Here is a 24313-nt window from a genome sequence, read left to right as displayed (position 1 = left end):
AGCCTGTCTTTTCCCTATCGCGGCTCCCAGGGCGCGGGGATATCCTTTTGCGCCGGCTTCGGGACGGGATCGGCGCTTTTTCCGTGCCCGGCCTGGCGGGATGCCGCTTTCGGGGCGGTGGGAGGAGCGGCCTGGGGCCGAGCGACCTTCCCGGCTTCCTTGGCGGCCGGCGGCGGCGCGCCCAGGGCCGGCAGTCCCAGTCCCCTTGCCGCCGCCTGGTTGGTCGGGTCGACGGAGATCGCCCGTTCATAGGCGCGCTGGGCCTCCAGCTTCTTGCCGGCAAGGGCGGCGGCAAGGCCGTCGTCCTCGGCCAGGCGCGACAGGAAAAAACGGGCGCGGGACCGGTGCGGGTCCACGGCCAGAGCCTGTTCCCAGGCGCTTTTGGCCAACGTGGGCTTGCCGAGCCGCCGGTAGACCAGCCCCACGAGTTCCAGCGTGGCGGCGTTTCGCGGCTCCAGCTCCAGGGCGGCTTCCAAGTCCAGCCGCGCATTGGCCGGCGCGCCGAGCATCCAATAGGCCAGCCCGGCCAGATGCAGGGCCAACGGGTCCTGGGTGGACGCCTTTCGCAGCGCCTCGAGCTGGCCCACGCCGTCGGCCGTGCGCCCGGCGGCCAGGGCGGCCAGCCCCAGCCCGACAATGGCCCGGGGATTGCCCGGATCGGCGGCGAGCATGGCGGAAAACCGCCCCACCGCCTGGGCAGGCTTGTCCTCGAGAATATCCAGGCAGCCCAGGGTCCACAGGGCGAACAGATCGTCGGAGCGGGCGGCCACGGCCGCTTCGAGGCCGCTGCGGGCCTTGTCCGGCTGGCCGACGGCAATCCGGGCCAGGGCCAGGCGGCCCCGGACGTAGGGATTTCCCGGATCGCCGGCCAAAACCTCGGCAAAAGCCTGGGCGGCTTGGGGAAACCGCCCCCTGGCCAGGGATTCCGTACCGTAAAAGATCAGGTCGTCATGACTCATGGCCGCGCCCGCCGGCATGGGCGTCATAAAAAAGCAGGCGGCCATAAGGGCGAAAATGGCAAAGCGCATGGCCGGGGCTTGGCAAAGCGGGGCCGGCCTGTCAAGGCCGGGTATGGCCGACCGGGACGCTTTGGTGTAGGAATCGTCCTTGGAAGATTGCCCGGATAAGGAGGCCCGCCATGAATCGCGCCACGGCCGTCGCGGCGGCCATGATCGCCCTGTCCCTCGTCGCGGCGGGCTGCGCCTCGCGAAACGACGCCCCGCCCCGGTCCATAGAGACCTCCTATCCGTCCCCGGACTATCCGCCCCAAGACACCAAAATCACGCCGAAGCCCACACCGAGCCCGACAGCGGTTTCTCCGGCCGCGCCTGTCGGCCGCCCCCTGGCCGACCAGCCGAGGCCGAACGCCGCCGCGCCCGGCCCCCGCGCCCCGAACCCGTCCCGGCTTTTTTCGGCCATGGACAAGGACAACAACGGCCGGGTGACCTTGGAGGAATGGCGCAACTTCCATGAAAACGAATTTCGCCGCCTGGATAAAAACGACGACGGCGTGCTGACCCGCGACGAAATGGCCGCGCCGGCCCCCTCCGGCGGCGCGCGCCCGTACGCGAAACCGTCCCCTGGCCCCTATCCCCAATGATCCGTGTAGAAGGAGCAGCCATGTCCTCGCCCGTAGTTCCCCTGCCCAAGGGGTTTAGCTTTTCCGCCGCCGCCGCCGGCTTCAAACGCCCGGACCGGGACGACCTGGCCCTTATCGTCAGCGACGTCCCGGCCGCCGCCGCCGGCGTGTTCACCAAAAACCTGTTCCAGGCCGCGCCGGTGCTCGTGGCCAAGAAACAAATCGCCGACTCCGGCGGCCATGCCCGGGCCGTCCTCGTCAACTCCGGCCAGGCCAACGCCTGCACCGGTCAGGCCGGCATCGACGACTGCCGGGCCACGCTGGCGATGGTCGCCGGCGCCACCGACCTCTCGCCCGAGGACATCCTGCCGGCCTCCACCGGCGTCATCGGCGCGCGCCTCAAATTGGACAAATGGAAGGCCGCCATACCGCAACTGGCGGCCAACCTCGGCGAGACCTCGCCCGTGGCCGCGGCCAAGGCCATCATGACCACGGACACCTTCCCCAAGATCGCCTGGGGCAGCCTGACCACCGACGCCGGCGAAGTCCGGGTCCTCGGCATGGCCAAGGGCTCCGGCATGATCGCCCCCAACATGGGCACCATGATCGGCGTGCTCCTGTGCGACGCCAAGGTCGGGTCGCTGTGGTGGCAGGAAGCCGTGGCCGCCGCCGCCGACCGCAGCTTCAACAGCATCACCGTGGACGGCGACACCTCCACCAACGACTGCGTGCTGGCGCTGGCCAACGGCGCGTCCGAGGTCGTCATCGACTCGGCCGAAGGACGGCAGGCGCTGCTCGCCGTCATGGTCGAAGTCTGCCAGGCCCTGGCCTACATGCTCATACAGGACGCCGAGGGCGGCACCAAGATCCTGCGGGTCAAGGTGCACGGCGCGGCCTCCCACGCCGAAGCGGAACTGGCCGCCCGGGCCGTCGGCAACTCGCCCCTGGTCAAGACCGCCTTTTTCGGCCAGGACGCCAACTGGGGCCGCATCGTCTGCGCCCTGGGCCGCTCCGGAGCCAGCTTCGCCGCCGAAGACGTGTCCGTGAGCATCGGCGGCGTGCCGGTCTTCACCAAAGGCATGCCCGTGGCCGACGACCTGGACGCGCTGCTCACGCCCCACATGAAACGCGGCGAAATCAGCCTCGATATCGAACTCGGCAACGGCCCCGGCCGCTACCTGCTGCTGGCCTCGGACCTGACCTACGACTACATCAAGATCAACGCCGACTACCGGACGTAGTCGGGGGCCAGGGCGCTGCCCTGGACCCGGCAGAGGCGGAGCCTCTGCACTCCGCCGGGGGGCGGGCGCGCCCCCCGGCCCCCCATCCGGTTGGCTTTGGCCGGACGGAAGGCTTGGCTGGCTGGCGGCCAAGCGGAGGGAGAAGATGGGGGCGGCATTTGCCGGGACGGTGCATGCCGCTTCGCGGCGAGCTCGTCCCGGGCAAATGCCGCCCCCACCACGCCGTCGCCCCTTCGGGGCGAAAGGGTAAGGAATGTTTTAAAGGGAATACCGCCCGCGACAACCCTTTAGAAGTTTTTGGGGAGGGTGGGGGTCCGGGGGAGGGAACCCCTTTTTTCAAAAAGGGGTTCCCTCCCCCGGAAAAGCCCGTCCATCTCCGGAGAATCCTTCATGGACGATGATTGCAGCCGGGTGGACACGAGCGGCCGGGATCGTCTGACGCGGCTGGCCGATTTCGTTTTCGAGGCCGGCATGTTGCGCAAGACCCCGCGCACCGGTTACCAGTTTCTGGGGACCGGGGCCGAGAACGTGGCCGAGCACAGTTTCCGCACGGCGCTGATCGCCTTCATGCTGGCCAAGGGCGCCGGGGCCGATCCTTTTCGCGCCATGGGCATGGCCGTCTTTCACGACCTGCACGAGGCCAGGACAGCCGATTTCAACTACGTCAACAAGCTCTACAACACCACGGACGCCCGTCGCGCCCTGACCGACGCCCTGGCCGGCACCGGGCTGGCCGACGCCGTCATGCCGCTTCACGACGAGCTGGAAGCGGCCGAAACGCTGGAAGCGCGGCTCGCCCAGGACGCGGACCAGATCGACCTCATCGCCAACCTCAAGGAAGAGCTCGACCTGGGCAACCGCTATGCCGCGGACTGGATCGAAGCGGCCATGGGCAGGCTTCGCACCGAGGAGGGACGGACGCTGGCCAAGGCCATCGCCACGACCGATCATGCGGAGTGGTGGTTTCGCGCTCCGGACCGGCAGTGGTGGAACCGCAAAAACGCCACCCCGCCCAAGGACTGAGCCCATGCGCGTGGCCGTCGTTTCCGACTCCCATCTCGCCGCGCCGACGCCCTGGTTCGAGGACGTCTATGCCCGTTATCTGGCCGGAGCCGACCGCCTTTTCCACTGCGGCGACCATACCGGCTATGCCGTCTGGACCTATCTGCTCCAACATCCGGGGTTCGAGGCCGTGGCCGGCAATACCGACGGCTACGATCTGTCGGCCGAACTCCCGGCGATACTGGAATTGGACCTGTGCGGCCTGCGCACGGCCGTGACCCACGGCTGGGGCATGCGGCAGTGCCTTGCCGCCCGCATCGCCAAGGCTCTGGGCGATCGCTGCGACCTGATCTTTTTCGGCCATTCCCACGCGGCCGAGGACGTCCGCATCGGCGACACGCGCCTCATCAATCCCGGATCGCTTTCCCCCGGCGGCAGTTTGGCCCTGGTGGATATGATGCCGGGCAGCGGCGTGGCCGCTGTCCGCTTTATCACGCTCTGACGCCGCTTCGCGGTTGTCTTGCCTTGCATCGTTGCTTTGAGCAGGATTTCGAGTCACGTTTCTTATCATTTACGTGAAGCGATATGACCATCGCGTCACATTCCTGGTGTTACATCAAAGTTGTCTTGATTTTTCCGTCATATCATAAGATGGGAATGCGGCTGCGGGCAGTGCCCAAAAGAGAAGGCAACACCAGAAACGGCAAAGAAAGGCTCTATGAAATCCATCAAATTTAAAATCATGCTCGGCTTGGTGCTTGTCATCTCCATTCCCGTGGCGCTGGTTTTCGCGTTCCTTTACCACGACATCTATCAAAGGACCATCGACGGGCAGACCGATGCCATCCGTCGGGAGATACGCCAGCTCGACAACGCCATGACCATTTTCATGGATCAGGCCAAATACAATGTGACCCTGCTCGGCACCTCCCCCCTGATGGAGAAGGTGGACGGCAATCTGACCTCCTACGTCGACACCCGGGAAAAGACCATGAAAGTGGTTCCTCGCGGCGACGACGCCACGGGCCAGGCCATCACGACGCTTTTCAAACGCATGCAGGAAACGCATCCCGCCTATGTGGAGGTGTATTTCGGCTCGGAGCAGGGCGGCTTCGTCTCCAGCGTCGAGGGGGGGCTGCCGGTGGGCTATGATCCGCGCAAACGGCCCTGGTACCAGGATGCCCTGGCCACCCCGGACAAGCCGGCCATCTCCAAGGCCTACATGTCCACCACCGGCGAGGCCGTGGTCGGCGTGGCCCAGGTCGTCTCCCGGGCCGGCAAAAACATCGGCGCGGTAGGCCTGGACATCTCGCTCAAGGTGCTCACGGACATCGTCAAGGCCATCAAGATCGGCCAGACCGGTTATGTGGTCTTTGTCCAGGGCGACGGCGTGGTGATCTCCAACCCCCGCAATCCCGAGCAGAATTTCAAGAAGATCAGCGAGCTGGGCATTCCCGGCCTGCAAAAGGCCTTCTCGCTCGAACGCGGCGACACGGTGGTCACCATGGGGGGCACGCGCTACCTCGCCCTGTGCCACACCGCGCCGAAACTCGGCTGGAAATTCGTGACCTTTGTCGCCTACGACGAGGTGGTCGGCCCCATCCAGAGCCTCATGTGGTGGTCGGGGTTGGCCATCGCCGTCATCCTGATATTTATCTGCGGGGTCATATCGGTTTTCCTGGGCAAGGAGATTTTCAAGCCCCTCACGCGCATTATCGGCCAGTTGCGGGCCATCGGCGCGGGCCGCTACGACGCCCGCCTGACCGTGCGCCGCAAGGACGAGATCGGCCAGGTCTACGATGCCCTCAACCAGACCACGGCCACCCTCGAAGCCAACCTTGGCGAAATCGAGGCCAAGCGGACCGAGGCCGAACGCACGGCCCGGGAAGCCGAGGAGGCGCGGCAACAGGCCGAGGAGGCGAGACGGCTCGCCGAGGAAGCCAAGGTCGAGGGAATGCTCCACGCGGCGACGCAACTCAAGGACGTCGTCGGCATCGTGTCCACCGCCTCCACGGAGCTGTCGGCCCAGATCGAGGAAGCCAGCCGGGGCAGCGAGCATCAGGCTGGCCGCATCAACGAGGCGGCCACGGCCATGGAGGAGATGTCCGCCTCGGTCATCGAGATCGCCAAGAATGCCGGCAACACGGCCACTCTTGCCGAAAAGACCAAAAGCGCCGCCGCCGAGGGCAAGACCCAGATGGAGCAGGTCAAAACCGACGTGGACGGCATCCACCAAGGCTTCCGGCAAGTCTACGACTCGGTTTCCGACCTGAGCAGCAAGGCCGACGGCATCGGCTCCATCGCCCAGACCATCGAGGACATCGCCGACCAGACGAACCTGCTCGCCTTGAACGCGGCCATCGAAGCCGCCAGGGCCGGCGAGGCGGGACGCGGCTTCGCCGTGGTGGCCGACGAGGTGCGGAAGCTGGCCGAAAAGACCATGACCGCCACCAAGGAAGTCGGCCAAGCCGTGAGCGGCATTCAGACCGGCGTCAGCGGCACGCTGACCGGCATGGACCGCACCAAGCAGATCATCGAACAGTCCCTGGGCCAGACCGCGCAGGCCTCCTCGGGATTGGGGACGATTCTCGGTCTCGTGGTCGAATCCTCCGACCAGGTGCGGGGCATCGCCACGGCGGCCGAACAGCAGTCCACCGCCACCGAGGACATCAACAGGAATATCGAGGAGATCAACGTCATCTCCACCGAAACGGCCGACGCCATGCGCGAGGCGGCCAAAGCCGTCTCGGACCTCGCCGAGCAGGCGGTGGTTCTCCAGGACCTCATCCGTTCCCTGGAAGACCAAAGCGGCCGGAAAAACCAGGCCGCCCTGCCGCGCTAGGGACAACTTCGCATAACAATACCGGGGGGAAATCTTTCTTGCGGAAAGGTTTCTCCCCGGTTCTCTTTCCAAAGGCTCTCAACAATGGCAGCGTAGCCTCACCCAAGGATTAGAACGGGTGAGAAAAATACCCGTCAACGGGGTTCCTTCCCGTTCGCTTTTTCCCGAAACATCGCCTCCGCTCCGGTGAGAATGCCATGCACACGACCCACACGATGATCGCGGTCTCGGGCATCCTGCTGCTGGGCATGGCCTGCCAATGGCTGGCATGGCGGGTCAAGCTGCCCGCCATCATCTTTCTTCTGGCCTGCGGCATGCTGGTCGGCCCCATCGGGCACTGGCTGCATCCCGACGAACTCTTCGGCGAACTGCTCTTCCCGTTCGTGTCCCTGGCCGTGGCCGTCATCCTGTTCGAAGGCAGCATCACGCTACGATTCAACCGGATCCCGGGGGTCGGCGGGGTCATCCGCAACCTCGTCACCATAGGCGTCGCCGTCACCTGGGTCGTGACCACCGTCGCCACCCATTGGCTGCTCGATTATCCCTGGGACCTCTCCGCCCTGTTCGGGGCCATCATGGTGGTCACCGGACCCACGGTCATCGCGCCCATGCTGCGCGCCGTGCGCCCCAGGGAGAGCGTGGCCGCCATCCTGCATTGGGAAGGCATCCTGGTCGATCCCATCGGGGCCGTGCTGGCCCTGCTCGTTTACAAGTTCATCGAAGTGCACGGCGTGGAAAACGGCTTCATCGCCACCGCCATCGTCATGCTGAAGGTGGTGGCCATCGGGCTTGGGATCGGCGTCGCGGCCGGCTGGCTTTTCGGCACCGTGCTGCGAAAGTACTGGATTCCGAAGTACCTGCACAATGTGGTCACCCTGGCCCTGGTATGCGGCGTTTTCACCGCCTCCAACGCCCTGCAGGCGGAATCCGGGCTCTTGACCGTCACGGTCATGGGCATCTTCCTGGCCAACATGCGCCTGGTGGAACTCGAGGACATCCTGGAATTCAAGGAAAGTCTCACGCTGCTGCTCGTGTCCACGCTTTTCATCGTGCTGGCGGCCCGCATGAACCTAAGCGGCTTCCTGGCCCTGGGCTGGCAGGCCCTGGGCGTCTTTCTGGCCGTCCAGTTCATCGCCCGGCCCGTCAGCGTGCAGCTTTCCATCCTGGGCTCGAAGCTCAGCATGGGCGAACGGCACCTGCTCGCCTGGATCGCCCCGCGCGGCATCGTCGCCGCCGCCATCTCGGCCCTGTTCGCCCTCAAGCTCGAACAAAACACCGGCAACGATCTGGCCTCCAGCCTGGTGCCGCTGTCGTTTTGCATCATCCTCGGCACCATCCTGCTGCAAAGCTTCACCGCCGGCCCCATTGCCAGATGGCTCGGGGTGGCCGAGCCGGAACCCAAGGGATTTCTCATCGTCGGAGCCACGCCCTTCGGTCTGGCCCTGGCCGGGGAGCTGCAAAAAAACGGCGTCTTCGTCCAGATCGCCGACCAGGACTGGTCGGCCGTACGCGCGGCGGTCATGCGCGGCCTGCAAGCCTACTGGGGCAGCCCGGTTTCCGAGGACGCGGACATCAACCTGAACCTCACCGGCATCGGCTACCTGCTGGCCATCACACCCCAAAGCGAACGCAACGCCTTGGTCGCCCACTACTATCGCACGGATTTCGAGCCGGACAAGATCTTCACTATTCGCAACGTCCAAACCAACAACGTGAAATCCCTCGAAAAGACCCGCTTCAAATATGCCGGGCACTACCTCTTCCCGGATACCGTCTCCCTGGAGAACCTGGAAGAGCTCCTGCGCCAGGGCGCGAAGATCACCACCACGCCGCTGACCCCGGAATTTTCCTACGAACAGTTCCAGACCCAGGCGGATATGAAACGACTGCCCTTCTTCGCCATCGACCCAAACGGCTACACCCACGCCCTGGGCGTCAAACCGGAACCCACCCCCAAAGCGGGCTGGAAAATCATGGCCGTCACCGCGGGGTAAGGAAGATGGGAAGAAAAGGAGAAGGAAGTGCGAGAGGGGAACCCTTTTTGAAAAAAGGGTTCCCCTCTCGCGCTCTCCCCTCCCAAAAACTTTTAGCGGTTACAACTGGATAGGCGGCGATGTTTTGTAACTATTAAGAGTCTTTGGAAGGGGGGTCCGGGGGGAGAACCTTTCTGCAAGAAAGGTTTCCCCCCGGCGCATCTCTCCAAAAACGCTTAAATACGCACTTTGACGATAGCGAGCAGGTCGTTGACGTAAGCGCCGTCACGTTTGTACTCGCGGTAGCCGGCGGAGTGCGCGCAGCCCACGGCGTAGAGCTTGTCGCCCTCGGACAGCAGGCGCGAGCTGAATTGGCCGCTTGAGAGCTGGCAGAACATGCCGGCCAGGTCGATGTCGTCTCCGGGCGCGATGTCCGGGTTGGTGGAAGCGACGACCTTGCCGCTCGTTTCCACGAACATCCCTTCCGAACCTTCGAGAATGTTGCCCATGCCGTCGCGCGGCAGGGTGTCGTTTAACATGGAGAGGAACTGGGGCGTGGAATCGAAGACGATGCCGATGCCGCCGAGCACCGTTCCCTCGCGGGCCAGGGAGGTGATGGGGGCGTTATAGATGTAGGTATGGCGCGCGACGCCGCCCTCCTCGTACATGTCCGAGGCCTCGAAGGCCGAAACGCGATACATCTGGGAATCGCTGATGGCCAGGGTCTCGGCCACGTAGGGCTCGTTTAACACCCGGCCCTCCTGGCGTTGCTCGTCGGGATTGGAGCAGGCCAGGATTTTCCCGTCGCGGTCGTAGACGAAGAGGTTGGTGTACACCGTGTAGAGGCTGTTGATGTAGGCCAGGATTCCGCGCATGCGGTCCTGGTCGGCTTCGGGCAGGGAGGGCTTTTCCAGCATGCGCCGAAAGTCCGAGGTCAGCGCCCACCAGCGGCAGTCATTGGCCCGCTCGTAGAGGTTGCGGTCCATGATGTCGATGGCCAGGGCGGCCAGAAACTGCACGTCGTGCAGGCGCGAGGAGGTCACGAGCTTCAGCAGCCCGCCGGTGGAGGTCTGGAACACGTGCTGCACCTGGTCGCCGATCTTTTTGACCTCGTTTAAGACGTGGGGCAGGGCCTGGGCCTCGACCCGCTCCGAGGCGTCGGCCTGGATGGACTTCTTGGCGGCCATGATCTCGCCGTTTTGCACCACCAGTTGCAGGTCCGACAGCACGTTCTCGGAGGCCTCCTCGACCTGGATGAGGCGTCCGGAAAAAATGGCGTTACGCCGGATGGCGGCCTCGTCCAGGCTGTGGCCGTTGGTGCCGTTTTGAAAGGCCGTGGCCACGCGCTTGAGCACCTGCCCGTTCCAGGGCAGCCCGAAAAAGCCCTGGTAGCCCTTGGTGCCCAGGGTCTTGGACAGGTAGGCCTCGCCGCCGAGCTGGGTCATGGCGAAGTCGTCGCGAAGGGAACTGGGATAGGTCCGGCCGACCGGGGCCTTGACCGGATCGCTCGATGCGATGGCCCTGCCCCGCTCGTCGAGGATCAGGATGACGGTATCGGCGGAAAAATTCTTCAGGTTCTCGAAAATGCCCGCCATCTCGCCGGCGAAGTCGAAAACAAGGCACAGCACGCCAAGCGGCGCGCCGGTGACGGGGTCCTTGATGGCTTGCGAATAAAGCAGCGCCTCCCCGCGCCCGGGGAGCAGGTCGCTTTGCCGGTAGGTCTCGACATAGGACGGGGCGGCCAGGGTCTCGGCGATCAGCGGATCGTCGCTGCGCTTTACGGCATTGTCGCGGTCGAGATGCGCCCGCACGCGGCCGTCCGTGTCGAGAATGATGATCTCGTTGTAAACGGTGTACTTGTCGCGGTACTCGCGCAGGCGCTCCTCGATGCGGTCCACGGCCCGCGAGTCCGCAAAGCCGGACGTCTCGTCGCCAAGGGGCACCAGGGCCGTGTCGTCTTCGACGCGCGCCAGGGCCGTAGTCTCGTCGTTCCCGCACGAGAGAAACCGCACGATGTCGTCGTCGGTGGCCAGAAAGCCGACGTCCGCCGTGCGTTCGAACAGGTTGCGCTTGAGAATGTCGATGGCCACCTGGGCCACGGCCGCAATCTCGAGGATCACCTTCTGGGTGTTTTCCAGGACAAGGATATCGACGAGATTTTTTTGCAGTGCGGTGAAATTGTCCTGGGTGCTGATGATGAAGTCGATCAGCGTCTGGGCGATGCGGCTGCAATTGATCTTACCGGTAAGCGTGGCCCGGGTCCACTGCCTGTCCAGGCGGCTGAGCACCCCCTGGCACTGCTCGACCCCGGTCATGGCCCGCAGCAAAGACTGTTCGTGCTTTTTGACGAGTTCCTTGTTCATACGACACCTCCAGAGGTAAACCCACCCTTCTTGTCGCGACGGATGCTTCGCGGCCGCGGCCTGCATCCAGGCATGGCGCGCCCCGGCTTGAGAGAACGTCTTCAAAGAACCGGCCGCAGGGCTTCGGACGACCAACCCTTGCACGACATTCCTGTAGAGGACTTCGCATGGCTCCCCGATACGATGGAGCAGGCGGCATTCTCTTGCACCGGGTCAACGATCCCATACTTTTTCCAGCGTCCCCTTTCCTTTTCCAATCCCCGCCACGCGGGGCACCAGCGCCTTTCCGACGACCGGCACGTCACATCCTTCCTATGGCCGCGTGGAATCGTCACGGAACATGTTCACGACCCAGCCGACCGGTCCGTCGAGCGCGGAAAAAGAAAACATGACAATAAACATTCCTGTCAATCCCGTCATGTTTCTCTTTTCGTGACCAATGGCCGTCAGCTCTGGCCGGCAAAGCGGTAAAAAACCGGGCGCGGCCGAAACCGCGCCCGGTTATGAGCGTCGTCGATTCGGGGAGAGCCGGATGTCTCGGGCGGCCTCCCGCCCGTCGCGGTCGCGACGGATCCCGGCTACTTCTTGCCCTTGGCCTGCCCGGCCGCGCCGGCGCCGGCCTGCGCGTTCGGCTGGGGGCCCAGGATATCCTGGTTGACGATCTCGACCTTGGCTCCCTGCTGCACCGTGCTCAGGTAGGCTTTGAAGAGTTCGGACTGCTTGGACTGGGACAGCGTCGCCAGCCAGCGATCCTTCTCCTTTTCCCACAGGGCGGGGTCGGCCGGAATCTTCTTGTCCAGGCTGGCCAGCACATATCCGCCGGTCACGCCATAGGCGGCCTTGAACCAACCCGGTCCCTTGGCCTCGAAGGCGGTCTGGACCAGCACCGGGGCCATGCCCAGGCCCGGGATGAAGCCCTGGCGGCTAAAGGGCTGGGACGTTTGAATCTTGTCCTTGTACTCGGCCAGGACCTTCTGCTCCCCGGCCGGGGTTTCCATGGCCTTGGCCGTTTCGTCGGCCTTGGCCCGGGCGCGCTTTTGGGCCTCGTCGGCAATAAGGCGCTGCTTGATCGCCTCCTTGACGTCGTCCAGGGACTGGAAGCCGGCCGGCTGGATATCCGACACCCGGGCCAGCAGAAAGCCGTCCTGGGTGGACAGCGGCGTATCGGAAACGGCGCCCTTCTTCATGGAGAACAGCACGCCAAGGGCTTGGTCGGACAGGCCGAGGTCCGTGGGCGGATTGTCCTTGCTGAAAAAGTCGGCGCTTTTTACCGGCAGCTTCTCATCGGCGGCCGCCTTGCCCAGATCCACGCCCGAGGCGATCTTGTCCTGCATGTTGTCCAGGGACTGGGTCAGCTTGTCCGAGGCCTTGCGTTCGGCCAGCTCCTCGCGGATGTCGTCCTTGACCTCGGACAGGGGGCGTTCCCCGGCCGCCTGGCGTTCGCCGGCCTGGATGAGGTGCAGGCCAAGCGCCGTGCGCACGGGCTCGCTGATCTCGCCGTTTTTCAGCGAAAACGCCTTTTCCTCGAACGGGCCGAATTCCTTGGGCAGGCTGCCCTTGGGCAACCAGGCCCAGTCCTCGCCGATCAGGCCGTCGGCGTTATTGGGATTTTTCGGCAGCAGGGAAGCGAAAGCCGCCCCGGCCTTGAGCTTGGCCGCAATGTCCTTGAGCTTGGCCGTGGCCGCGTCGACGGCGGACTTGGGCGCGTCGGCCGGCAGCATGATAAGGAAATGGCGCACCTTGACCTGCTCGGGCCGGGCGTATTTCTTCTGGTTGGCCTTGTAGTAGGCCTCGATGTCGGCATCGGTCACCTTGTCGGGCTGGGCCAGGGCCTTGGGCGTGAATTCCACGTAGTCGATCTTGATCTTGGCCGGCGTGGCGAACTGGTCCTTGCGGGCCTCGTAATAGGCCTTGATCTGTTCGTCGGTGGGGGTGATGCCCTTGTCGAAGTCCTCGGCCTTGAACATGATGTACTTGATGACGGCCTGTTCGCGCATGAAGTCGAAGATGGAGCGGGCCTCGGCCTCGGACACCGACGCCGGCAGGCTGACGAAGCCGGCCAGCTTTTCCAGCAGCAGGTTCTGGCGGAAATCCGCCTCGAATTCGCCCGGGGTCACGTCGTTGGCCCGCAGGAGATTCTCGTAGCGCTTGGCGTCGAACTTCTTGGACTTGTCCTGAAAGGCCGGAATCTTGGCGATCTCCGCCCGCAGTTCGTCGGCGGAAACGGACACGCCGAGTTTCTTGGCCTGCTCCTCCAGCAGCCGACTGGTCACCATATTGCTGAAAACCTGCCAGCGGAAGCCGCCGTCCTGCAGCTCCTTGTCCGTGATGTCGGGATTTTTGTTTTTCACCAGGCGCTGGGCTTCCCGGTAGGCCTTCTCGTAGTCCTTGATCAACACGGGCTGGCCGTCGATGGTGGCGAGCACCGTGGCCTTGTCGCCCCGAAAGCTGCCCACGCCCCAAAAGACGAAGACCAGGATGATCAGGCCGAAAACAATCTTGATGCCCCAGGACTGGGCGTATTTCCGCATGGGATCGAGCATTTTTTCTCCTCGGCGATTCGCACGCCTAGACGGCGCTATGTGTGTTGCGTTCCCGAAATGCGTTCATAAGGTTTTTCGAGGGCGCAACATAATCCCTTTCGAAAGTTTTTGAAGGGGGGTCCGGGGGGAAACTTTTTACTAAAAAGTTACCCCCCGGCCGCCGGAGGCCTCCCCCCTTTTTTCTTTACGCGCGGGACTGCCGGACGCTGTTGAGCAGGCCGCCGGCTCGTATGGTCTCCAGCTCCTTGGCGGTCAGGTCGTTGGTGACGGCCACGGGACCGACGCCTTCCACGGTGATGGAGGAAACCGCGCCCGGAGCGATGGTCTTGGTGTCGATACTGATATCCGCCCCGGCCGGAATCCGGTCGTAATCCGAAGCGTTCACGAGCAGAAGCGGCAGGATGCCGAAATTGACCAGGTTGGCCCGGTGGATGCGGGCCATGGACTTGGCGACGACCGCCGCCACGCCCAGGTAGCGCGGGCCGAGGGCCGCATGTTCGCGGCTCGAGCCCTGGCCGTAGTTCTCGCCACCGAGGATGATGCCCTTGCCGAGCTTTTTGATGCGCGGCACGAACTCGGCGTCCACCCGGCTGAAGATGTATTCGCTGATCGCCGGAATGTTGGAGCGAAGCGCCGTGATCTGGGCCCCGGCCGGCAGGATGTGGTCGGTGGTGATGTCGTCGCCGACCTTGAGCGCCACCTTGGCCTCGATGCGGTCCGGCAGCGGGGTGAAAGGCGGCAGCGGCGCGATGTTGGGGCCGCGCCGGATCTCCACGTCCTCGCCGCTTTCCTTCGGGTAAAGGAACAGATGGCGGATGTTTGGGGCGCCCTCCGGCAAGGTGGCCTTGGCCGGAGCCTCGCCCCAGGTGGCCGGGTCGGAAAACTCGCCGCGCAGGGCGGTCACGGCCGCGGTCTGCGGGCTGACCAGATAGACCTTGGCGTCCTGGGTGCCGGAGCGGCCCTCGAAATTGCGGTTGAAGGTGCGGGCGCTCACGCCGCCGGAAACCGGCGAGCCGCCCATGCCGATGCACGGACCGCAGGCGCACTCCAGAATGCGCGCCCCGGCGTCAAGAAGCGGGTCGATGCGGCCCTTGGCGGCCAGCATCTTGAGCACCTGCTTGGAGCCCGGCGCGATGAGCAGATCGGTCGCGGGATCGATGCGCTTGCCTTCGAGGATGTCGGCCACGGCCATGAGGTCGGCATAGGAAGAGTTGGTGCAGGAACCGATGCAGGCCTGGTCGACCTTCATGCCGGCAAGCTCGGCGATGGTAATGGCCCGGTCGGGCATGTGCGGCGCGGCGGCCATGGGGGTCAGCGCCGACAGGTCGATCTCCACCACCTCGTCGTAGGTGGCGTCGGGATCGGCGGCAAGCGGCGTGAAGTCCTCGGGACGGCCCATGGCGGTCAAAAAGGCCTTGGTGGCCTCGTCGCTGGGGAAAATGGACGTGGTGGCCCCGAGCTCGGCCCCCATGTTGGTGATGACCGCCCGCTCGGGCACGGACAAGGTAGCCACACCCGGCCCGGCATATTCGATCACCTTGCCGACGCCGCCCTTGACCGTGAGCATGCCGAGCAGCTTCAGGATCACGTCCTTGGCCGTGGCCCAGCCCGTGAGCTTGCCCGTCAGGTTGACCTTGACCACCTTGGGCATGGCGATGACGTACGCTTCCCCGGCCATGGCCAGGGCCACCGACAAGCCGCCCGCGCCCATGGCCATGGCGCCGACGCCGCCGGCCGTGGGGGTGTGGGAATCGGAACCGACCAGTGTCTTGCCCGGCTTGGCGAAATTTTCCAGATGCAGCTGGTGGCAGATGCCCGTGCCCGGAGGCGAGAAGATGATGCCGTACTTGGCGGCCACGGTGCGCAGATAGGCATGGTCGTCGGGGTTGCGGAAACCCATCTGGAGCGTGTTGTGGTCCACGTAGCTGACGGAAAGCTCGGTGCGCACGCGCGGCAGCCCGATGGCCTCGAACTGGAGGTAGGCCATGGTGCCGGTGGCATCCTGGGTCAACGTCTGATCGATGCGCAGGGCGATTTCTGACCCGGGGGTCATTTCGCCGGAAACAAGGTGATCCTTGATGATCTTCTGGGTCAGATTGAGCGCCATGGGAGGTCCTTTTAGGTATGACGAAAAGGGGAAAATGTCCGGCCTGCATGCCTTTCCCGGCCGGCGAAGTCAAGGGGACGGGGAAATGCGCGGGGCCGGACGCCGCCCAACGCCCCTCCGCCTGCATGCTGATTTCCCTGAAGAGCGCTTGACTTTATCGGACCCGTTTCCAACTTAACCGATGGGATTCGAAAACCCTCTACCAGCCAAGGAGACGGCCTGCTTATGCTGATCGAACGGAAAAACTACCCAGGTCTACCCCAACCCGTCGGACCGTATGTCCATGCCGTCAAATATGGCGGCCTGCTTTTCCTTTCAGGGATCACAGCCTTTGGCACGCCCGGAATCGGGCAGGGCATCGCCGGTCAGGCCGAAGCCATTTTCAGCCAGATCGCCGCCATTGCCGCCCAAGAGGGGAGCAGCCTGCAAAACCTGCTGAAGGTCACGATCTTTATCCGTGAAGCGGACGACCTGGAGGGACTGCGACAAGTTCTGGACAGTGTCTATGGCGCGGCCAAGCCCGCCAGTTCGCTGGTCGTGGTCAAAAGCCTGTTCGCGCCGGAAATCGATGTCGAGGTCGAGGCGACCCTGGCCGTCGGATAAGGCACGCGCCCCAGCGGATTGCACGGCGCTTCCTTGACAGCACCATAGGGCGGGGGCACTACTTTACAGTTGGAAACCAAGGAGTCCGCCATGGATTTTCAAGACGTCATGCGGTCCCGCCGGGCCGTCAACTTCTTCGACCCCGACCGGGACGTGCCCCCGGAAGACCTGGACAAGATCCTCGAAACCGCCACCCGCGCGCCCTCCGGCTTCAACCTCCAGCCCTGGAAGGTGGCCGTGCTGCGCGAGCCGGCCCAGAAAGCCAAACTGCGCGCCCTGGCCTGGGACCAGCCCAAGGTCACCGAAGCGCCCGTCATTCTCATGTTCCTGGCCGATACCGAGGCCTGGAAAACCTACTCCCCTTCCTTCGAACGCCAGTTCTCCTACCTCGTCGAAACCGGGCAGCGCAAACCGGAAGACCGCGAGGCCTTCGCCAAGGCCGTCGCCAGCCTCTACGGCGAAACCCCGGAGAAATCCCTGGCCTTCGCCGTCAAAAACACCGCCTTTTTCGCCATGACCGTCATGTACGCCGCCGCCGACCTCGGCTACGCCACCCACCCCATGGACGGCTTCGACCACGACGGCGTGCGGGGGGCCTTCTCCATCCCGGACACCTTCTGGATTCCCCTGCTTATGGCCGTGGGACACCTGAAGCCCGGCACCGCCGTCGCCCCGCCCAAATGGCGCTTCGATGTCGACGACATCACCTACACGCTCCCCGACTAACTCCCGGAGAAACCGCCATGAAAACCATTCCCGGACTGCTTTGGGCCCTGGCCGCCCTGCTCCTCGCCGCCGGCCCCGCCATGGCCCAAAGCGAATCGCCCAAACCCTACGCCCCCGTCATCGACGGCAAGACCCTGGACCCGCCCCATACCTCCGTCACCTTCACCATCCGCCATATCGTAGCCCCGGTCGCCGGCCGCTTCGACCAGAAAGCCGGCACCATCGACATCCCGGCCCAGAACCCGGCCCAAGGCCACGTCGCCTTCACCGTCAAAACCGCCAGCGTCGATACCGGCGTCGCCGCCCGGGACAAGCACCTAAGCACCCCGGAATTCCTGGACAGCGCCGCCTACCCGGAAATGCGCTTTACAAGCGAACGCATCAGCCCGGCCGGCAAAGGCATCTATAAGGTTACCGGCAAGCTCACCATCAAGGACGTCACCAGACAGGTCGTCATCCCGCTCCACTCCCTCGGCTCCAAACCCAACCCCATGATGCCCTGCGTCGACGCCTCAGGCTACGAAGCCCACGTCAGCCTCAACCGCCTGGACTACCACGTCGGCACCGGCAAATACTCCAAGATGGGAGCGATCGGCGATACCGTGGACATCCACCTCGCCGGCGAGACCCTCGCCCCGCGCCCGGGCTGCGTGAAGCCGGCGCAGCAGTAATGCCTCCGGCGGCCAGGGGGACCTTTTTTGAAAAAAAGGTCCCCCTGGACCCCTCCAAAAAACTTTTCCCGGGTGCGTGTCGTGCCTGGGGATGAGGGTGCTTGGGGGGCGGGAGACCGGATGTTTGTCGCCGCAATCGGCCCGGCGGCACGAGGCGCTAAAGCGCCTCGACGCCGGACACGATTGCGGCGACAAGATCGCCAGCGGCGAAGCGCCACATTGAAGACAGCTTTTCTTAAAGATTCGCCCCAAAGGGGCGACGGCGTGGTGGAGGCGGAATTTGTCCGGGGCGAGCTTGTCGCGAAGCGACATGCTCCGTCCCGGCAAATTCCGCCTCCATCTTCACCCTACCGGCTTCCCGCCAACCCGCCACTCCCGCCCGGCCAAAGCATACCGGATGGGGGGGCCGGGGGGCCCGTGGCCTCCCGGCCGCCGGAGGCATCTTCCTCGTCCGCCGTTCGCCTAAACGTTGAACAGAAAGTGCACGACGTCGCCGTCGGCCATGACGTAGTCCTTGCCTTCCTGGCGCAGGACGCCGGCGGCGCGGCATTTCGCTTCGGACTGGTGCTTGATGTAGTCGTCATAGCCGATGACTTCGGCGCGGATGAAGCCGCGTTCGATATCGGAGTGGATCTGGCCGGCGGCGGCGGGGGCCTTTTCGCCGGCGGTGATGGTCCAGGCGCGGACTTCCTTGGGACCGGCGGTGAAAAAGCTGATGAGCCCGAGGGTATGGTAGGCCAGACGCGCCACCCGATCGAGGCCGGATTCGGTCAGGCCGTAGGAGGCAAGGAATTCCTGGCGTTCGTCATCGGCCAGCCCGGCCAGTTCCTCTTCCATGCGGGCGCAGACCACGACGACTTCCGCGCCGCGGGCGGCGGCGATTTCGCGCACCTTGGCGACCAGCGGCGATTCGCCGTTCGGGTCGTCCTCGCCCACGTTAGCGCAGTAGATGACGCGTTTGGCGGTAATGGGCCGGATGTCGTCAAAGAGCGCCTGCATGGCCAGGGTATCGGCCCCTTCCACGGTGGACGCGGGCTTGCCGTCCATGAGGTGGTCGGCGAGGCGTTTGCCGGCGGCGACCTTGTCGAGCAGCTCCTTATCCTTGCTGCCCTTGGTCTGTTTGACCATGCGGTCGAGCCTGTTTTCGAGGACCTGGATATCGGCCAGGATGAGTTCGGTGTCGATGACGTCGATGTCGCGGGCCGGGTCCACGCAACCGGCCACGTGGACCACGTCGTCGTCCTCGAAGGCGCGGGCGACGTGGACGATAACTTCGGTTTCGCGGATATGGGCGAGAAATTTGTTGCCGAGCCCTTCCCCCTTGCTGGCCCCGGCCACAAGTCCGGCGATGTCGGTGAAGCGGACGGTGGCGGGCACGATCTGGGCCGGGTTGACCAGGGCGGCCAGGGCGTCGAGGCGCGCGTCCGGGACGGGCACGACGGCGACGTTGGGCTCGATGGTACAGAAGGGGTAGTTGGCGGCCTGGGCGTTCTGGGCCTTGGTGAGGGCGTTGAAGAGGGTGGATTTGCCGACGTTCGGCAGACCCACGATGCCGACGGAAAGGGCCATGGGGCGGTCATCCTTTTACGGCGGAGCGTCCGCCGGACGGGGCCGGCGGGCGGCCGTTTTCAAGAGGGAGCCGGGGGCGCGCGACAGCGGCCCCGGCCCGATCATTTGAGATCCCGCGTACGCAGGACGGTTTTTTCCAGAAAGTTGATCAACTCGTAGTCCGAGGCCATATGGGAAAGGGCCTTGGACACGGTCATGCTGAGGAGCTTGTCGAACTCTGGCTCCACGCCTTCCGCCGGCAGCTTCCAGACGGTTTCGCCCTTATAGCGGCGGGTCATGGTCTGGCCGTTGTTGTCGGCGGTCACGACGATGGAGGCCACGGCCCTGGCGGCGAGATGCGTCCCGCCCCTGGTCGGCTTGTAGGCCAGCTCCTTGAGCTCCACGGTGACCTTTCGCACCACGGAATCCCCGGCCGGGGCCGGGGTGAACCCCTTGTCGCGCAGGCCCTTTTCCACGGCGACGCGCATGGCCGGAGCCGGATTACAGGCCGTGGTCAGCTTGCCGGCGAAGGACGACGTGGGGTCGCAAAGCCCCACTTCGTCGCTCGGCCTCGCGTCCACGACCTTGACCGCGACTGCGACGCCGCGTCCCAGGGCTTCCTTTTCCACGACGACCGTGGGCCGGACCGTGGCTTGTTGGCCGGCGCAACCGGCCAGCATGGCCGTCAGGACGAAACAGGCCGCAAAAAGGGCCGACGCCCGGGGGCGTCGGCTCATAGCACACACATACTGCTTCATAAGGCGTCCCTGTCCGCTTTCAAAGCGGACGGCCCGTCTCTACAGGACCTTCCCGAGGGCCGCAAGGGCGGCGGCGTAGTCGGGCTCGTTGGTCACCTCGGGCACAAGCTCCATGTAGGCGACCTTGCGGTCCGGGCCGACGACCAGCACGGCGCGGGAAAGCAGGCGCAGCTCCTTGATGAGCAGGCCGTAGGCCGTGCCGAAGGAGGCGTCGCGGTGGTCGGAAAGGGTCACGATATTTTTCACGCCGGCGGCCTCGGCCCAGCGTTTCTGGGCAAAGGGCAGGTCCATGCTGATGACCAGCGCCTTGGCCTTGCCGGTCAGGCTTTCCATTTCCTTATTGAACTTGCGGGCTTCCAGGTCGCACACGGCGGTATCGAGGGACGGCACGGCGATGAGGATGAGCCCCTTTTCCGTGAAATCCCCCAGCTTGGCCGGGGCCAGCTCGTTGGTCAGCACGCTGAAATCCGGGGCCGCATCGCCGACGCCCACGGGGGTTCCGGTCAGGGTGAGGCCATTGCCGAGAAAGGTGATCAGTCCGGTACGATCGCTCATAAGCGTTTTTTCCTCCTGTGAATGGGACGTCGTCCGGGGGACGACTGTGCCATGTTATGGACCTTGCCCGTTTCGGCGTCAACCGGCGGACGAGGCGGAGGCTTATTTGACCGGCACGAGGTAGGAGCGCCAGCAGCCGGCGCAGCCTTCGGGCGGCGTATCGGTATCGTGCTTGTAGCGGAATTCCCGGTAGTCGGGCTCGTTCCAGATGGCGGCAAGGGTTTCGGTGTGCAGGTTGCCGCGCACGTCGTGGGGAAAGGGGACGTCCTGGCCGTGAAAGCGGTAGGTTGCCTCGCCGGCAAGCGGCACGTTTCGCAGCGGGCAGGGGCTCACCGCCCCGTCGGCGGCGAGAAAGAGGCTGCTTCCGGGCGTATCCGGACAGCGGAAGCGGGAAACCCCGCCGTGGACGAGCCGGCAGTCCAGGCGGATGCCGCGTCCGGCGGCGTCAGTGGCGGCCAGGCGCATGGCCTCGGCCACGCGGTCGTAGGCGGCCTGGTCCTCGGGCACGATGACGTCGAACTCGGTATGCTGGCTGGTGGCGTAGGACAGCGGCCGCACCAGGGCCGAACGCACGCTTATGCCCTCCAGAAAACGCGGCAGTTCCTCGAGTTCATGGCCGAGCAGCCCCGAGCGGGTCAGGCTGTAGCGCACGATCACTTCCGGCAGGTTGACTTCGTGCACGGCCTGGATGGTGCGCAGCCGGTCCATGGCCGCGAGCACCGCGAAAAGGCTGGTGCCGCGCCGGCGGAAGTTGGTGTCCTCGGTCAGCCCGGCCAGGGGAAAGACCACGGCGTCGATGCCGTCGCGCACGAGCGCGTTGGCGTGGGCGTCGGTGAAGCGGCCGGCGTCGGTGCATAGGACGGCGCGCGCGCCCTTCTTTTTGGCCAGGGCCAGCATGGCCAGGATGTCCGGGTTGGCCAGGGGATCGCCCCAGCCCTGGAAACGCACCTCGGCCACGGCCGTGATGGCGTCCAGCAGCTTCTCGAACAGGGACAACGGCAGGTCCTGCTCGAGCCAGTGCTTCTTGTGGCCGGCCCGGATGGTGTAGCCGGTTTCGGCCCGGCTGCGGGAGGAGGCCTCCATGTGCAGCACATCGAGGATGATCGGGGCGGTCATCACCGGACGGTCAGGGCGGCCGCGGCAAAGGTCACGGCCGAGGCGGTTTCGGATTCGCGCATGATGTCGTGACAGGTGACGGTCAGGGCGCAGGCGGGCACGATCTCGGCCAGGGTGGCCAGGGAGGCGAGCCCGCACACGTTGTAGCCGTCGTCGACCCGGGCCGATTCCGCCCAGAAGGCCTCGGGATCGCCGGCCGCCAAAGCGGCCAGAAGCGCCGCGTCGTGGGCCATGGCCGCCTGCTCCAGCTCCAAGGCCGGCTTGTCGTGACCGAACTTGGGGCCGATGTGGGAAAAATCCACGCCCGCGACGAAAAGCGTGTCCGGATCGGCGGCCATCCCGCGCAAGGCGTCGAGAAACGGGCCGGCGTAGTCGAGGAAGGCGCTTCGGGACAGCGCCGGCAGCACGCTTCGCGGCGAACCGCACAGGACCGGCACCAGACTGAAATCGCCGGCCAGCACGTGGCGCAAAAAGACGGCCTGGAATTCCACCGAATGCTCGTCGCGGTGCTGCAGGTCGCCCGGATCGACGCAGGCCCCGCCGGCCCGACGCAGCCTGGCAACCGCCGCCGCGTCGGCCGGGATGTCCCCGAGCGGCGTGCCGTAGGCCTTGTCGGTCAGGCAGTAGAGGCCGCGCAAAATCTGATGCCCCACGCCGAGCACCACCACCCGCTTCGGGGAAAGCCCGCGCAGGGGGGCGTAGGCGGCGGCATAGCCGGCCTTGCCCGCCTCGGGGTCGATGTGCGGGGCGATGACGGCCAGGATGCGGCCGCTGCCGGGGGAAGCTTCCGGCGCGCCGGCCAGGATGGCGTCGAGATAGGGAACGAGCAGTTCCGGGTTGTCGGGATAGGCCGGGCCGGCGAAAAGAGGCTCGCGGGTATCCTGGGCCGCGAATGCGGCGGCGGCCTCGGCCTTTTTGGCCTGGTAGCGGGGCGTATCGAGGAGCCCGCCGGCGTCGAGCTCGGCCAGCACCCGCTCGATGTCCTCGACCGTCACCGGCCGGCCGCCTTGGAGCGCCGTGATCTCCCGTTCGAGGTCGGCAAGCGAGCGCTGCCCGTCCATGAGCGCGAGAATCGGCAGGAGTCCGGCCGGCACGCCCGTGCCGTAGGGCACGAGCCCCAGCCGGTCGCGCACGAGGATCATGGAGCGGCCTTCGTGGGTGATGGGAACGAATTCCAGGTCGTGCCGGGCACGAGGATATTGCATGCGCCTGTCCTTGAAAATTCTTCTCATCACCAAGGTAGCCCAGGCGGCGCGCCTTGGCAACGCCGGGACAGGCCTGCCGCGTGGGCGTGCCCAATGCGGTCCGACGCGCCCCGCCGCCTTGATTTCCCCGGGCGATACGGCTACCTCAAGCCCCGACCGGCCCCGTGCGCCGGCCTATCCTCAAATACGTCCGCAACGGGAACCCCATGCACTTTCGCAAAGCCCTGCTCATCAGCCACATCACGGACCTGGCCGGCCCGTCCGAGGCCCTGGAGAACTACCTCCGCGAACGTTCCGACGTCCTCGGCGTCATCTACCATCCGTTCCACTACTGCTCGGACCGCCGCTCCATCGCCCGCAAATACGTTTCCGGGAAGCTCGCGACAGAAAGGAAACGCTGCGGACTGGCTCTGCCCAACCTGCTCACCTATTTCAAGGACGCGCTCTTCTCGCTGGTCTTTTTCTTCTCCCTGGGCGGCCGCTACAACGACTGCGTGGCCTGCGATCCACTCAACGCCGTGGTGGCCATTCTCCTCAAAAAATGCCGGCTCATCGACCGCGTGGTCTTCTACACCATCGACTGGATGCCCGGCCGCTTCGCCAACCCGGTCCTTAACGCCGTCTACCACGCCCTGGACCGCTTTTGCGTGAAGAACTGCGACGCGGCCTGGAACATCTCGCCGCGCATCGTGGACGTTCGCCGGGAGCAGGGGCTGCCGGACGCGCGAAACGTGCTCGTGCCTGTCGGCGTGGACCTGGAAAAGATCGACCTGCCGGACAAGTCCGACCGCGCCCCGCGCGATCTGGTGCTGCTGGGCGCCCTTGCCCCGTCCAAGGGCGTGGATCTGGTCATCGAGGCCTGGCCGCGCCTTCTCGCCCGCTATCCCGATCTGCGCCTGCACGTCATCGGCAAGACGCCCAACGACGCCGTGGAGGACGGCGTGGTCTACGCGCCCTACGAGCCGCGCCTGGACGCACTCGGCGACTCCGTCATCCTCCACGGCGTCATGAACCACGACAAGGTCCTCGAAACGCTGCCGGCCTGCGACATCAGCCTGGCGCTCTACCGCCCCACGGACAACAACCTGTCGCGCTGGGCCGACCCGAGTCGCGTCAAGGACTACCTGGCCTGCGGCGTGCCGGTCATCATCACCGACGTGCCCGAGATCGCCAAGGACGTGGCGGCCGAGCGGGCGGGCATCGTGGCGGAGTATACGTCCGAAGCCGTGGAAGCGGCCGTGGCGGCCATGGTCGAAGACCCGGCCAAATGGCGGGCCATGCGACAGGCGGCCGTCACGTACATGCAGCGCTACCGCTGGTCGGCGATTTTCGACGCTTCCTTCGAAGCGGCCCGGGGATAGCCCCCAGGGGAGGCTCTGCCTCCCCTGGACCCCACCGCCGGGCGCTGCCCGGACCCGGCAGGGGCGCGGCCCCTGCACCCCGCCGGGGGGCCATGGGCCCCCCGGTCCCCCCCTCCGGCG

At 65.4% G+C, this 24313-nt stretch carries 19 protein-coding genes; 10 read left to right on the top strand and 9 right to left on the bottom strand.

Going from position 1 to position 24313, the window contains the following annotated elements:
• Positions 1 to 14: 14 nt before the first annotated feature.
• A complete protein-coding gene (locus tag DESFRDRAFT_RS18680; protein ID WP_005996570.1) occupies positions 15 to 1028 on the bottom strand; it encodes a tetratricopeptide repeat protein in 1014 nt (337 codons plus the stop codon).
• 110 nt (positions 1029 to 1138) lie between these two features.
• Between DESFRDRAFT_RS18680 and DESFRDRAFT_RS18675 the strand changes: the two genes are divergently transcribed.
• The 6 genes from DESFRDRAFT_RS18675 (at position 1139) to DESFRDRAFT_RS18650 (ending at position 8658) form a co-directional block, all read left to right on the top strand.
• Positions 1139 to 1600 (top strand): EF-hand domain-containing protein, encoded by a 462-nt coding sequence (locus tag DESFRDRAFT_RS18675; RefSeq protein WP_005996568.1) that lies wholly within the window; start codon positions 1139 to 1141, stop codon positions 1598 to 1600.
• A gap of 20 nt (positions 1601 to 1620) precedes the next feature.
• Positions 1621 to 2820, top strand: a complete 1200-nt coding sequence (argJ, locus tag DESFRDRAFT_RS18670) for a bifunctional glutamate N-acetyltransferase/amino-acid acetyltransferase ArgJ (RefSeq protein WP_005996565.1) — start codon at positions 1621 to 1623, stop codon at positions 2818 to 2820.
• Positions 2821 to 3210: 390 nt separating this feature from the next.
• A complete protein-coding gene (locus DESFRDRAFT_RS18665) occupies positions 3211 to 3843 on the top strand; it encodes an HD domain-containing protein (protein WP_005996563.1) in 633 nt (210 codons plus the stop codon).
• Between the two features lie 4 nt (positions 3844 to 3847).
• The gene (locus DESFRDRAFT_RS18660) at positions 3848 to 4324 is read left to right on the top strand and encodes a metallophosphoesterase family protein (protein ID WP_005996561.1); all 477 of its coding nucleotides are present in this window, start codon (positions 3848 to 3850) and stop codon (positions 4322 to 4324) included.
• A 216-nt stretch (positions 4325 to 4540) separates the two neighbouring features.
• Positions 4541 to 6664 carry a methyl-accepting chemotaxis protein gene (locus tag DESFRDRAFT_RS18655; RefSeq protein WP_005996559.1) on the top strand — a complete coding sequence of 708 codons (2124 nt, stop codon included), beginning with the start codon at positions 4541 to 4543 and terminating at the stop codon, positions 6662 to 6664.
• Positions 6665 to 6861: 197 nt separating this feature from the next.
• Positions 6862 to 8658: a cation:proton antiporter gene (locus DESFRDRAFT_RS18650; protein WP_005996557.1), complete on the top strand. Its 1797-nt coding sequence runs from the start codon at positions 6862 to 6864 to the stop codon at positions 8656 to 8658.
• Positions 8659 to 8873: 215 nt separating this feature from the next.
• On the opposite strand, the gene DESFRDRAFT_RS18645 is transcribed toward DESFRDRAFT_RS18650, so the two are convergent.
• The 3 genes from DESFRDRAFT_RS18645 to DESFRDRAFT_RS18635 form a co-directional block, all read right to left on the bottom strand.
• Positions 8874 to 11000 (bottom strand): cache domain-containing protein, encoded by a 2127-nt coding sequence (locus DESFRDRAFT_RS18645; RefSeq protein WP_005996555.1) that lies wholly within the window; start codon positions 10998 to 11000, stop codon positions 8874 to 8876.
• Positions 11001 to 11578: 578 nt separating this feature from the next.
• Complete coding sequence (locus DESFRDRAFT_RS18640; RefSeq protein ID WP_005996553.1) at positions 11579 to 13543, bottom strand: SurA N-terminal domain-containing protein; 1965 nt, start codon at positions 13541 to 13543, stop codon at positions 11579 to 11581.
• Between the two features lie 184 nt (positions 13544 to 13727).
• On the bottom strand, positions 13728 to 15650 hold the full coding sequence (locus DESFRDRAFT_RS18635) for an aconitate hydratase (protein ID WP_005996552.1): 1923 nt from the start codon (positions 15648 to 15650) through the stop codon (positions 13728 to 13730).
• Between the two features lie 225 nt (positions 15651 to 15875).
• Between DESFRDRAFT_RS18635 and DESFRDRAFT_RS18630 the strand changes: the two genes are divergently transcribed.
• The 3 genes from DESFRDRAFT_RS18630 (at position 15876) to DESFRDRAFT_RS18620 (ending at position 17650) form a co-directional block, all read left to right on the top strand.
• Entirely contained in the window at positions 15876 to 16253 is a 378-nt protein-coding gene (locus DESFRDRAFT_RS18630; protein WP_005996550.1) for a RidA family protein, read from the top strand.
• A 90-nt stretch (positions 16254 to 16343) separates the two neighbouring features.
• Positions 16344 to 16979 carry a nitroreductase family protein gene (locus DESFRDRAFT_RS18625; RefSeq protein WP_005996548.1) on the top strand — a complete coding sequence of 212 codons (636 nt, stop codon included), beginning with the start codon at positions 16344 to 16346 and terminating at the stop codon, positions 16977 to 16979.
• Positions 16980 to 16996: 17 nt separating this feature from the next.
• The gene (locus tag DESFRDRAFT_RS18620; protein WP_005996546.1) at positions 16997 to 17650 is read left to right on the top strand and encodes a YceI family protein; all 654 of its coding nucleotides are present in this window, start codon (positions 16997 to 16999) and stop codon (positions 17648 to 17650) included.
• Between the two features lie 462 nt (positions 17651 to 18112).
• Here DESFRDRAFT_RS18620 and ychF read toward each other — a convergent pair whose 3' ends face one another.
• The 5 genes from ychF to amrB form a co-directional block, all read right to left on the bottom strand.
• Entirely contained in the window at positions 18113 to 19219 is a 1107-nt protein-coding gene (gene ychF, locus DESFRDRAFT_RS18615; RefSeq protein WP_005996544.1) for a redox-regulated ATPase YchF, read from the bottom strand.
• A 101-nt stretch (positions 19220 to 19320) separates the two neighbouring features.
• Entirely contained in the window at positions 19321 to 19956 is a 636-nt protein-coding gene (locus DESFRDRAFT_RS18610; protein ID WP_005996542.1) for a YajG family lipoprotein, read from the bottom strand.
• Positions 19957 to 19995: 39 nt separating this feature from the next.
• On the bottom strand, positions 19996 to 20511 hold the full coding sequence (gene tpx / locus DESFRDRAFT_RS18605; RefSeq protein ID WP_005996540.1) for a thiol peroxidase: 516 nt from the start codon (positions 20509 to 20511) through the stop codon (positions 19996 to 19998).
• 102 nt (positions 20512 to 20613) lie between these two features.
• Positions 20614 to 21627, bottom strand: coding sequence for an SPASM domain-containing protein (locus DESFRDRAFT_RS18600; RefSeq protein ID WP_005996538.1), 1014 nt, complete (start codon positions 21625 to 21627; stop codon positions 20614 to 20616).
• Positions 21627 to 22832, bottom strand: coding sequence for an AmmeMemoRadiSam system protein B (amrB, locus tag DESFRDRAFT_RS18595; protein ID WP_005996536.1), 1206 nt, complete (start codon positions 22830 to 22832; stop codon positions 21627 to 21629). Before amrB ends, DESFRDRAFT_RS18600 begins: the two co-directional genes overlap by 1 nt.
• 206 nt (positions 22833 to 23038) lie before the next feature.
• Between amrB and DESFRDRAFT_RS18590 the strand changes: the two genes are divergently transcribed.
• A complete protein-coding gene (locus DESFRDRAFT_RS18590) occupies positions 23039 to 24193 on the top strand; it encodes a glycosyltransferase (RefSeq protein WP_005996533.1) in 1155 nt (384 codons plus the stop codon).
• Positions 24194 to 24313: the final 120 nt, after the last annotated feature.

The organism is Solidesulfovibrio fructosivorans JJ] (genome assembly GCF_000179555.1).
Lineage (GTDB): Bacteria > Desulfobacterota > Desulfovibrionia > Desulfovibrionales > Desulfovibrionaceae > Solidesulfovibrio > Solidesulfovibrio fructosivorans.
This window is presented reverse-complemented; position numbering and strand designations above follow the sequence as displayed.

Coding starts and splice junctions, on each gene's coding strand:
- DESFRDRAFT_RS18600 (WP_005996538.1), bottom strand. CDS start 21,627: ATGACCGCCCCGATCATCCTCGATGTGCTGCACATGGAGGCCTCCTCC.
- argJ (WP_005996565.1), top strand. CDS start 1,621: ATGTCCTCGCCCGTAGTTCCCCTGCCCAAGGGGTTTAGCTTTTCCGCC.
- DESFRDRAFT_RS18665 (WP_005996563.1), top strand. CDS start 3,211: ATGGACGATGATTGCAGCCGGGTGGACACGAGCGGCCGGGATCGTCTG.
- DESFRDRAFT_RS18635 (WP_005996552.1), bottom strand. CDS start 15,650: ATGGCGCTCAATCTGACCCAGAAGATCATCAAGGATCACCTTGTTTCC.
- DESFRDRAFT_RS18660 (WP_005996561.1), top strand. CDS start 3,848: ATGCGCGTGGCCGTCGTTTCCGACTCCCATCTCGCCGCGCCGACGCCC.
- DESFRDRAFT_RS18675 (WP_005996568.1), top strand. CDS start 1,139: ATGAATCGCGCCACGGCCGTCGCGGCGGCCATGATCGCCCTGTCCCTC.
- DESFRDRAFT_RS18650 (WP_005996557.1), top strand. CDS start 6,862: ATGCACACGACCCACACGATGATCGCGGTCTCGGGCATCCTGCTGCTG.
- DESFRDRAFT_RS18625 (WP_005996548.1), top strand. CDS start 16,344: ATGGATTTTCAAGACGTCATGCGGTCCCGCCGGGCCGTCAACTTCTTC.
- DESFRDRAFT_RS18640 (WP_005996553.1), bottom strand. CDS start 13,543: ATGCTCGATCCCATGCGGAAATACGCCCAGTCCTGGGGCATCAAGATT.
- DESFRDRAFT_RS18610 (WP_005996542.1), bottom strand. CDS start 19,956: ATGAAGCAGTATGTGTGTGCTATGAGCCGACGCCCCCGGGCGTCGGCC.
- DESFRDRAFT_RS18630 (WP_005996550.1), top strand. CDS start 15,876: ATGCTGATCGAACGGAAAAACTACCCAGGTCTACCCCAACCCGTCGGA.
- DESFRDRAFT_RS18590 (WP_005996533.1), top strand. CDS start 23,039: ATGCACTTTCGCAAAGCCCTGCTCATCAGCCACATCACGGACCTGGCC.
- DESFRDRAFT_RS18645 (WP_005996555.1), bottom strand. CDS start 11,000: ATGAACAAGGAACTCGTCAAAAAGCACGAACAGTCTTTGCTGCGGGCC.
- ychF (WP_005996544.1), bottom strand. CDS start 19,219: ATGGCCCTTTCCGTCGGCATCGTGGGTCTGCCGAACGTCGGCAAATCC.
- tpx (WP_005996540.1), bottom strand. CDS start 20,511: ATGAGCGATCGTACCGGACTGATCACCTTTCTCGGCAATGGCCTCACC.
- DESFRDRAFT_RS18655 (WP_005996559.1), top strand. CDS start 4,541: ATGAAATCCATCAAATTTAAAATCATGCTCGGCTTGGTGCTTGTCATC.
- DESFRDRAFT_RS18620 (WP_005996546.1), top strand. CDS start 16,997: ATGAAAACCATTCCCGGACTGCTTTGGGCCCTGGCCGCCCTGCTCCTC.
- DESFRDRAFT_RS18680 (WP_005996570.1), bottom strand. CDS start 1,028: ATGCGCTTTGCCATTTTCGCCCTTATGGCCGCCTGCTTTTTTATGACG.
- amrB (WP_005996536.1), bottom strand. CDS start 22,832: ATGCAATATCCTCGTGCCCGGCACGACCTGGAATTCGTTCCCATCACC.